This window comes from Bacillota bacterium (assembly GCA_012518215.1).
Taxonomy (GTDB): Bacteria; Bacillota; Dethiobacteria; order DTU022; family PWGO01; genus JAAYSV01.
Window position 1 is genome coordinate 1 of sequence record JAAYSV010000058.1, and the last position, 11347, is coordinate 11347.

At 54.7% G+C, this 11347-nt stretch carries 1 protein-coding gene; it reads left to right on the forward strand.

Features of this window, described 5'->3' with window-relative positions:
- Positions 1-831: 831 nt before the first annotated feature.
- On the forward strand, positions 832-10767 hold the full coding sequence (locus GX364_09450; protein NLI71073.1) for a hypothetical protein: 9936 nt from the start codon (positions 832-834) through the stop codon (positions 10765-10767).
- Positions 10768-11347: the final 580 nt, after the last annotated feature.

Consider the following 11347-nt stretch of genomic DNA (forward strand, 5'->3'; position numbering starts at 1 on the left):
GAGGTGTTCCCGTTGAGCCTGAGCCTGAACCGTTCTTTATGCTATGGCCCATGAACGGCCCAGTCGCCAAGCCAACATATAAAAAAAAGAAGGAGTTAAAGTCAGGCGGCCAATGAAACCTGCATCAATACCACTTGCTCACGGGGGGAAGCTATTTCCTGGGTTTTATCTTTTGCATACACACAAAAATTAGCCAAAACCGCCTGATGAATCCCCTCCTCAAGCACCCCTTACCCTACTGCCAGAGAAAGAAAACGCACAACCTGTCATTCTGAGAGAGCGGCTGTAGTTTGCCGCGACCGAAGAATCCCCTCCTCAAGTAATCCTTCCTACCGGCACAAACTGGTTCCCTTTTTCCCCCGTACCGATATGTTGACGTCAGCGACATATCCCCAAAAAAAAGGGGAAATCACAGCCAGCGGAGAAAAACGGAAGGGGTGGGAAAGGGGATGTGCATGATCTGCATAAATATATCTAAATATTGTAACAAAATGAATAATACTGATGGCAAAATATTATTTCAAAAATTATTTTTTTATTTTTTTTGCCATAAAGCCACAAACCCTTGAATGACATGCAATTACCCCTTCCAGGGAAAGTGGAAAATTATGAGTATAATTAATTGACATTGGTATTCACTTGCGATATAATTTTGTTTAACCGGTACTGTTTACAGTAATTGTATAAATTATTTAGAATATTTAATGATCTTGGCGCTAGAAAAAGCAAGAATCCTTTTCTTTTCCTTTCAACCGTTTATACGTTGATCATAGATTGATGATTCTCGAGGTTTTCAAAATTAAATTATTTCAACTGGGAGGTAGGAATTTGATGGGGAAGAATTTCGGTAGTTCATCGGTGGCAAGGACGATTCTGGTGCTGTGTATTACTTTCATGATGGTGTTTTCTCCCGTCGTTGCGGGGGCGGCACCGGTAATTGCGGCGGGCGGCCTCGGTGGCGGCAAGGCTGCTGCCGGCGGTCTGGCCGGCAAGGCAAGTACATACTTCGGTTCCCTGTTCAAGGGTGCCCGGAGCGGTGACTATGATTTCGAGAAGGAATTTGCCGCCATGGAACGGGCGGGCAAGTTTGCGGATGTGAACGATTCATGGCAGAATTTTTCCGCCGCAGCCCTGGAGGACGGGCAGCTTGCCGACATCTTCGAGAGTGCGGTGATCCGACTCTCCGACGATGATGATATCGGTGCGCTGGACGAGCTCCTGCTCCTGATTCTGAAAGATGACGAGCTTGCGATTGCCATCGGTGAATTCATCGGCGGGATCATCCTGGACGATGATATCATGGCATTTGCCAAGGTTCTGGTTGGCGACATACTCGATCTGCTTCAGGATTCCGAATTCAAGGATTTCCTGACAGGTTTCCTCAAATATGTCGTCGTCGATGATGGGGATGGAAATATCCTCATCGACGATCTGTTTGTAGGTATTCTTCAACTTGTCAATGATTTTGCCGAAGATTTTCTCGAAGACCTCGAATACAAGGAATTCCTTGATGGGCTCCTTGAAATAGTCAAGGAGCCTTTCGAGGAATATTTTGAGGGTTTCATGGAAGACCCGGATATAGAACCTACCCTGAAAAGGATCCTGGACAATTTCAGCGGGATCGCCGATGAATTCCTCGAAGAACTGCTGGAGGCCGAGGCCTTCAAGGAGGTAGTGGATGGCCTACTGGCCGTCTTCCTGGACCCGGTGATGGAGCATATCGTCGATGACCTGATCGGCAAATTTGCCGACCCGGATCCCGATCTTGTTGCAAATCCCGATGCTGTTCCCGGCCATCCCCTGCTGGGGACGTTGGTGACCAAGATCATGGATTTCCTCAAATTCAAGATGGGATCTCCCTGCGGAAAGTGCGACGCATGTCTGGCCGGAGAGGAATGCACCGTCAACACCGAAGACCCCATAGATTCCTGGCAAGCATTTCAGGATGTCATCGACGCGCTGATGGATTATCTGGAAGAGGATCCGGGCGGCGCGCTGACCGAACTCCTGGGACAGGTGGATATCCTGATGGATGCCTTCATGGGTTCGGCCATCGACATCGGCGGCGGTGATGAAAATGGCGGCGATGAAGGCGGCGGTGAAGGCGATGAGGGCGAGGAAGAAGGGGTGGACATCTTCGGATTGTTGCTGGGCATCGACGAGCTGGTTGACCAGATCCTGGGCTTCGTGATGGGCGATGACGATTCGAACGAGGGCTCGCTGGTTTACCACCTGGGAGAAATTCTTGAAGAATACATGGATGAAGAAAACGAAGACGGCCTGATGCCGTTCATCGACAAATATTTCAAATATGACGAGGAAGACCCACAGGCGACCGACTACCTCGGCAACATCAGCAGGACGGCTTCCGCCGCGGTATCGGCGGCACTGGATACTCTCCTCGACGAAGAAGAAGCTTTCTGGGATCTTCTGAAAACAAACAACTTTGTCGTTACCGACGAAGATACCGGTGAGGAGTCGCTTGGCCTGGGGCGTTTGGACGAGATCGTGAATCTGGCCATGGACAAGATCAAGACCGAACTGGCCGAAGAAGGTGAGCCCTGCGGCCTGAGCACCTGCCCGCATTGCGGGGCAGATCCTGCCGATCCGGACAACTGCGAGAATAAATGGACGGCTGACGGGCGCCTCAGGGTTGTCCTTGACGAAGCCCTCGAGGATTTCCACTGGAAAGCCGAGAGAGACGACGACGGCGAAATAACCGATCCGAAGGGACCCGGACTCTTCGATCTGATCATGGATCACCTCGATATATTCCTTCCCCTGCTCATGGACCATATCTCGGGCGAAGGTGAAGAATCCGGGGACGACCCGGGCTTTGGTCTCATCCCCTGGTCCACGATCGCCAGCCTGCTGGACGAAGAAAAAGTGGATGAGCTCGTGGGCAACATCTTCAAGATGCTGGAAGACCTCGATGCGGACGAGATCTTTGACAATCTCAAGGAGAGCATGGAGGTTGTTCTCCAGTCCGATAATCCCAACGGGGAAGGTTATTACGAACCCGACCCAGAAGATCCCTACGATTATGACGGCTGGGTGAAGGCCGACATGATCGGCCATTCGCTGGTCAGGGGTATTCTGAAAGGTGTTGCGGAAGGAATCGAGGATCCCGAGCCGGTGGAGGAGTGTCCCGATTGTGCGCTGCTGCCCGAAGGCGAACTCTGCGACGCGTGTAAGGCGGCCAAAGAAAAGGCCGATGCGCGGGAAGCGGCCATAAAGGCCAAGATGGACGTGCTGATGGGCGAGGACGCCCTGAAGGGGCTCTACGTGGCACTCGGCGGGAGATACGAAGAGAGGGATGAGAACGAGGATGGTGACCCCCTCTATCCGTTCGAGAAAGAGGATTTCGAAGCCTCCCTCGTCAGCGTGGTCATGGCCGTGGTCATGGAGATCCTCGACCGCGACTGGCCCTGCGGCGAATGCGATGAGTGCACGAGTGGTCATCCCGAGAATTGTGAAAACCCCGTGAACAGGCTCAAGGCATTCACGGATAAATTGAAAGATGAGAAACTGAAGGAAATCACGGAAGACGAGGATGTGCTGAGATACGGGCAGAGGATCGCCGGAGCGGGGCTCGGGGTGGTGGACCGTGTCGTGGCTCCGATGTTGAAACTCCTCTATCCGCGATTCTACGGAAAAGAGTATGACGAGAAATTGCATGAGATGTGGGCGCAGATGGCCGATGAGGATTATATCACCGACAGCCTGTGGCGCATCGGTTCAACCATCGGCAGCCTGGTAACCGAGACCGATGTTTATGACTTCCCCGATTCGGTCCTCTACATGTTCCTCAATGAATTCCAGGTGGTGGAGGATATAGCCAATGCCGATTTCTTCAATCCCCTCACTGCCTTTATCGCTGACGTGATGAACGATGACGATGTCAAGGGCCTCAAGGCGGGTTACTTCGGGGAGGACCTGAGAGATACGGTCCTGGACGCGCATGCTGACCTGAAGGCGGACTTCGAGAAGAAGGAAGCGGATGAATTTGCCGATGAACTCAACGAGCTGATAGGTGGCATCTTCCCCGACGAGCCGCTGGTCATCAAGCTCTACGACGATCCCTGCGGCGAATGTGATGGCTGCCTGGCGGCGATAGATGATGGCAGGGAGCCCACCTACGCAGACTGCGAGCACTTCCAGCCCTGCGGCGAATGTGAGGCCTGTCAGGCCGACCCGCCAGAATTCTGCGAGAGACAGTGGAAAACCCCCGCGGATGTGGTTGACACCACCATCAAGGAAGCGGTCGGTGAAGCGGGTGATATGATTACGGATTTAATTGCCCCGTTCCTGGAGTACGAGCAGCTGGTTAGAATGACCGAGGCGCCTGGCGTTGCCTTCAAAGAAACGGAAGCCCGCTGCGGAGAGTGCACTGGCTGCACCAGCGATCCGCAAGGGCCTTGCGAGAATCCCGTCAACATAAGAGAAGGATTTGAAGAACTCATCGAAGATGCGACCTCGCGCGGGCTCACCCTGGTCTCCGCCCTCCTCGCAGCAGAGGAGGGGGATGATGATGACCTTCTGCTGCAGGTCATCATCGACGAGCTGCTGGATGAGTTGCTGGCTGCCAACGGCCCGATAGACAATATCCTCGTTGACGTGGGTAAGATCCTGAACGATGATGTTACCTCTACTGCATTGAAACAGCTGATCGTGGATATCGTCCTTTTCGAGGGTGACGTACCCTGCGGCAAGAAGGACTGCCCCTTCTGCGGCGAAGATCCGGATCCCGACCTGGAGGAATGCCCGGACCCCGACAACAGGAATCTGCTCAACGAGGTCAACACGTTGCTCGTTGACATGCTCGGCGACACGGAATTTCTGGATACGGTGATCTGGATGCTCGAGGATGCGCTTATCGAGGCGGCATACGGTGAGGAGGCATATCCGCTGTCCACCGCCTACGTGGAGATAGCGGGCATCGGACTGGTTGCCGTCTCTCCGGAACAGATAGTCACGGGCCTCTTCAACGGTCTCTGGGCTTTCTTCGAGTTGCTGCGCGAGTGGCTCATCGATGAATTCCAGGTGATGGATGAAGATACCGGCTTGCTGAGCGAGTTGGATTTCAACAATCTGCCCGAGGGGCATCCCTTCGAGGACGGCTATATATCCCTCGTTGAATTCATCGATGGATTCCTGGCCAAATTCCTGACCGAGGCCCGCATCCGCGGAACAATTGCGGATCCGGCCATCGACACGGTGCTCGGTATCGGCGGTGCTATTTTTGACAGCACAACACCCTCGCTGCTCGGGATCATCAAGAACCGCATAGAGGAATCGATGTACGCCGACAGCGGAAAAGTCGGCCCGATCGCGCTGATCGGCGAGCTCATGGCCGAGCAGGCGGAGGAAGAATCCGAATTGAACAAATTGCTTCCGAAGATGCTGAACAAGGTGCTCGACCTCGTCGGCGATATCACGGAAACAATCGACAATAACCCGTATCTTGTTACGGGAGGACCGCTTTTACCCACCGCAGGACTACTTCACCAGATCCTCACGGCTGTAAGCGAGATTGCTCCCGATGCCGAAGATCTGGAGGCTTTCATCGAGGATAACAGGGATGATCTGATCAAGATCGTTGAAGCGGTGGTCATCGAGATCGATCTTGACACCATCAAGGAACTGCTGACCATCAGCCCGGAATTCAGCCAGATGCTGATAGATGTGGTTACCGGCACGAAGGTTGAAGGCATCTTCGATTTCCTGGGTGACTTCATCTACGACGAGGATGAAGAAGAGCTGGACGAAAGCAGGGGATACAAGCTCGGCTGGATCATTCAGGATCTGCCCGGGCAGTTCATCTCCTCGCTGCTAAAAGATGATGAGCTTGGTGAAGGTGTCAGCGAGATCATTGCCGAAAAACTGGTCCTGGATGAGAATGAATACGATATCGGCAAGAGGGTACTCAATGTGGTCAAAACGGTGGTTACCAACGAGGATACCGCGGCCATCCTGGGTGATCTGCTTGCCGATGGAGTCAGGAGCCTTCACGACCTCTTCTTCGGCCGTATCGATCCCCTCACCGGCTTCCAGAAGATTCTCAACCCGGCATCACCCGGCGAGATCATCGGCGGTGCGGTGGAGAGCGACTATGACGTGGAGATGTTGCAGGCGATGCCTTCGCTGGGTATCAACACCGTCCTTACTGCCGGCGGCATGGAGCCGCAGTTGCAGGAAGGCGGCGCGGTGCAGAACGCCGAGGTCACCAGCGACGACATCATCGATGCCGTGATGGAAATGATCGAGCATATGGGCACCGACCTGCTCTACGATGACCGCCTGGCAGCGGTGATAGATGTGGTCCTTGATGACCTGCTGGGTGAGGATCGCTCCAAACTGTCGGCGACGATGGAAGACGGAAAAGAGCTTCTGGGTGAAATCATCGCCGATGAGAGGATCAAGGCGGTGCTCGGTACGGCCATCGGCGACCTGCTGGGCAGCGATGGATTCGAGGAACATATTGCAACCCTGGCGGAGATCATTTTCGACCTGCTCGGTGACGAGGATCTGGTCAAGGATGTGATCGATGTCGTGACCGGTCTGCTTGCCGATGATGAAGTGAGTGCATTCCTCACCAGACTCGTCAGCGGAGATGATGATACAGAAGGCGTCGTCCAGTTCGTGCTCGACCTGGTGACAGGCGTTCTCGATGAACTCTTCGTTGATGATGATACGAAGGTTACCGATGAGACGATGAAGGTCATTGAAAACCTGATCGTCTTCCTGGTAAGGGAGGTACCCGCTGCGATTGGTGATACAATTCAGGGTGAAATCGACAACATCAGCGGTATTCTCGGCGATGTGGTCACCGATGTGCTGAAATTCGTACCCGATTTCGCGGCGACATTGCTGGGGGATGATGACTTTGCCGTGTTGGTGAATGAGGCCATCGAGATCCTCTTTGATTTCCTCCCCGGCATCATCGAGGGGGCGGCGACAGACGAGGACATCTTCGCACTGCTGGCACCGAGCGTTGCCGACAATGTCGATCTGGTAAATATCGGCGATGTGGTCGTCGACGTGATCAACGATTTCCTCAAGGACGAGGAGTTCAACGAAAAATTCATGGCCCCGGCCTTCACCTACATCTCCGATGAGGCGGTAAAACGTGCCGATTACCGCACCCCGGGCGATAGCTGGAACGTGATCATCGCCGGTGCCAAATTGAATATCATGAAATTGATCGCCGGCATCCTCTCGGGGCTGCCCGGTGACATTGTCAATACCGTCGTGCTCAACTGGCTGATCTACGAATCGGGCGAGCCCTGCGGTGTATGTGAAAACTGCCTGGCGGAAGGCGGCTACTCGCTGGATTGTACCGACCCACAGGGTGCCGATCCCGAGGTCGATCCCGACAAGCCGTTGAACCTGGGAACCATCTCCTCCTGGGTCGGCGATATCATCAAAGCGGTGGATGACTTCCGCATCGGCGATGCTCCCGATGATGAAAAACTGCTCTTTGCCCTTCTGGACAGGGCGGGCGGCTTCGTGGCAGAGTTTGTGCCGCTGCTACTGGCGGAAGAGTGGCCCTGCGGCGAATGCGATGATTGCGAGACTGGAGATCCCGATGATTGCCAGTATAAGGTAACGACACTGGATGCACTGAAAAATCAACTGCTGAATTTGAACTTCGCGGATGTGGCAACCGACATTGCGGACAATGACCTCTACATGAATTGCGGCGTCTGCGATGGGTGTACAGCAGATCCGCCCGAGGAATGCACAGATCCGATCTACATCCCCGCACGGCTGGTGGAGGTGCTCTTCGGTGAAGATGATGAACGCACCGACTTCCTCGACCTTCTGGCAGAGGTGGCGGTTATCATCAAGGACGAAGGCGCTCTGGAACCGGGCGAACTCAGTCTGGTGGATTTGCTGGAGAAGATTGCCCTGGATGTCAGCGAGCTGATACCGCTGGCGGAGGTGGCTGATTACATTGCCAACGATGATATTCTGGTGCCGGAAATCAACGCGGCATTGCCTGACATCGGTAAGCTGGTGGCGGATATCGCCGATGTCGTGAATGATGAGGCCGACACCATCGTGGCCATCATCGAGAAGCTGATCGAGCTTCTACCCGAAGGCAAGATTGCGGAATTCCTGCAGGAGGAGAAGGACTTTGGAGACGGTGAAGGCGATCGGACGAGGGCATCGTGGCTCGGCGAGAATGTCTCCGATATCCTGCTCGGGAAGGTAAAGGACTTCATGGCGGAGCCCAGGCTGACCGAAGTGATCATCAGGGCACTCTTTGATCCGGATGATGGCTTCCTTTACAGGGACGGAACCCCAGGCAAGAGCCTGCTGATGCTGCTGGCCGACTGGATGGAAAGTGGCGGCATGTATGACTTCCTGGATGGGTTGCTCAGGCCGGAGGAGGAGGAAGAAGAACCCGGCGAAATCATCGGCGGATCGGTTCGCGAGGCTGCCTCCGGATTCTTCAGCAACACGCTTGCCGGCGCCTTCAACTGGCTTGCCGATCAGGTCAGCAGATTGACCTACGTGGAGACGGATGAGGATGCCGTAATCGGACTGCATGCCGATGGTGACGAGGTGGATATCCCCGACGCCAAGCTGCGTGCGGCGATCGAGTTTGCCCTCATCCTCAACGGGGTGGAAGGCGAGCTTACCGAGGGCGACATGAAGAAACTGCGCGGGCTCTCTGCCGTGAGCAGGGGTATCACCGACCTGACCGGCCTTGAGTATGCGGTCAACCTGGAATATCTCGATCTCTACGGCAACGAGATCGAAGACCTGAGCCCGCTGAAAGATCTGAATAACCTGGAAAGCCTCTCGCTGGGATACAATCCCAAGGTTACCGAAGCTGGTACCGGGGCTCTGGCAGGGCTGACCAAACTCAGAATCCTGGACCTCTCCTGCTGCGGGTTTGATGACATCAATGTTCTGTCCAATCTGACGATGTTGGAAAACCTGCGCCTGACCGGAAACGGGATCAGCGATATATCACCGCTGGATAATCTGACAAACCTGGAGCGGCTCTACCTCTCCGATAACGAGATTGCCAGCGTGGACGACCTGGCCGGGCTGACCGCTCTGGAGCGGCTCTACCTGGCGGATAACGAGATTGACGATATTGACGCGCTTGAGAACCTGACGGCGATGAGATATCTGGATCTCTCCGGCAATGCCATCACAACCGGGTTCGATAAACTGCAAGGGATGACGAAGATGGAAAACCTGGATCTTTCGGGCAACAATGCCGGCGGTAAGTTGGCTAACCTGGTAGACATGGATCAGTTGAGAAGACTCTACCTCAGCGGTTCAAGCCTCGGCAATGCGGATATGGCGGCTATCACCGCTCTGACCACGCTCTGGGAGCTTGACGTCTCCGACAACGCGATCGCAACGCTGGGCGACCTGGAGGACCTGAATGTGCTGCGCACGCTGGATCTCTCCGGCAACGGTTCGCTGGGTGATCTGACGGCGCTGGCCGACCTCGCGTCTCTCAAGGATCTGAGCCTCGCGGCAGCCAATATAAACAATACCAAGCTGGATGATATCACCGCTCTCGACAAGGTGAGGTACCTTGATCTGTCCGACAACGGGCTCACCCTGGCAGGATCCGACTGGTCAGGCATGACCGCACTGCGGCGGTTGAATCTGGCGCAGAACGATGCGGCTGCCAACCTGGATGTGTTGAACGGCCTGGCACTGGAGGAATTGAACCTCAACGAGAACGAGATCACGGATATCAGTGACCTGGCGGACGTGCTGTTCGTGGATGTGATGCAGGGAATCAGGCTGCTGCTCACCGTTCTCCCTGACATGTCCTTCGACGACATATCCTTCCAGGATCGTGCAAGCGGTGGCGGCTCACTCTATCTGAGCGGCAACAGCGTTGCGAATCTGGCACCGCTGGCCGGGAAACAGTTCCATGTGCTGGATCTCTCCGCTAACGGACTGGGTACAGACGATATCGGTGCCATCAAGGATATCGAATTCGGCGGCTACATGGGCGGGGGAATCCTCGATCTTTCCGACAACGAAATCGAGAACCTCACCGCGTGGATAGACGATACAGTGAATACGCACCATCCGCTGGCCAAATTCGGCCCCTATGCGAATCTGAATGCACTGGATATTCTCTATCTGAACGGGAATGATATGGGCGATGTGGTGAGTTACAACACCAAGTGGAGAAGGGAAAACCCCGCAAGTCCCGAGCAGAAAACCTGGTCGATAATCACCATGCTGGAGCAGGCACAGTGCTATATCGTGTATAATGCACCGGTAGATGGCGGAGAAGTTGGCGGCGGCGAACTCGAGGGACTCATCAGTGGTAAGGTGACCGACGTTGTCGGGGAAGCACTGGCGGGTGCGACAGTAACCGTCCAGGGTGTTGATCAGGCATTGCTGACCGCGGCGGACGGGACATTCACCACCGATGCGCTTCCCGCCGGAACCTACACGATCGATTTCCGGCAGGCAGGATATCTGCCGCAGGAGTTGACCGTCACCCTGACAGGCGCGGGCGAAATCGGCGTGCAGGAGGTCTTCACCGTCGGCGATGTGGCACTGCAGCTTTACGGTGACGTCTGCAACGATGGTAAAGTCGATGTCATGGACGCCATCCGGGTCCTGCGTCATGTCGTCAAGCTGGATACATTGGATAACGATGCACAGCAGCGGGCGAAGGTTGCAGGGAACGATAAGGTTACCGTGAAGGATGCGATCCTTATCCTGCAGAAGATCGTGAACAGGATCAACCTCTTTCCCGCGGCGGCCTGATCGAGACAGGATCGGCTGAAACTGAAATAGAAGCAATAAAGGCGGTCTGCCGCGGGCAGACCGCCTTCTTTATAAATCACCCACCGTGCGCCCTTTTTTTTGAAGCATCAGTCCTGTGTACACACGACCCGCCGCTTGCTCGGAATGACAGGGGGGAGGGCGCCACACTCCTTCCCCGGTATTGTGCCATTCCGCACGACTGTTTTTATAGTACTGTCATTCTGAGGGAGCCCTGCTTTTGGTGCGACCGAAGAATCCCCTCCTCGAACACCACTCAGTACCTGCCTCCACTGGTTCCTGGTCTTTGTCTTTTCCCCGTACGGATATGTTGGCGTCAGCGACATAGAGTGAATGGTTGCCATAGCCGGTGAGGGCGAGGAAGCGAAACGGGACTGCCGACGTGATGTCGGCAGCCGGATACTTCACAGGACGTGAAGATTGGAGGTGTTCCCGTTGAGCCCGAGCATGAACCGTTCTTTTTGCTATGGCCCATGAACGGCCCAGTCGCCAAGCCAACATATAAAAAAAGAAATAGAAAACGTGGGCGGCCGAGGAGACCCTTGTTAATACCACTTACTCA

What these genes read in the sequence shown, in the direction of transcription:
- GX364_09450 (NLI71073.1), top strand. Translation starts at nt 832, where the DNA reads ATGGGGAAGAATTTCGGTAGTTCATCGGTGGCAAGGACGATTCTGGTG.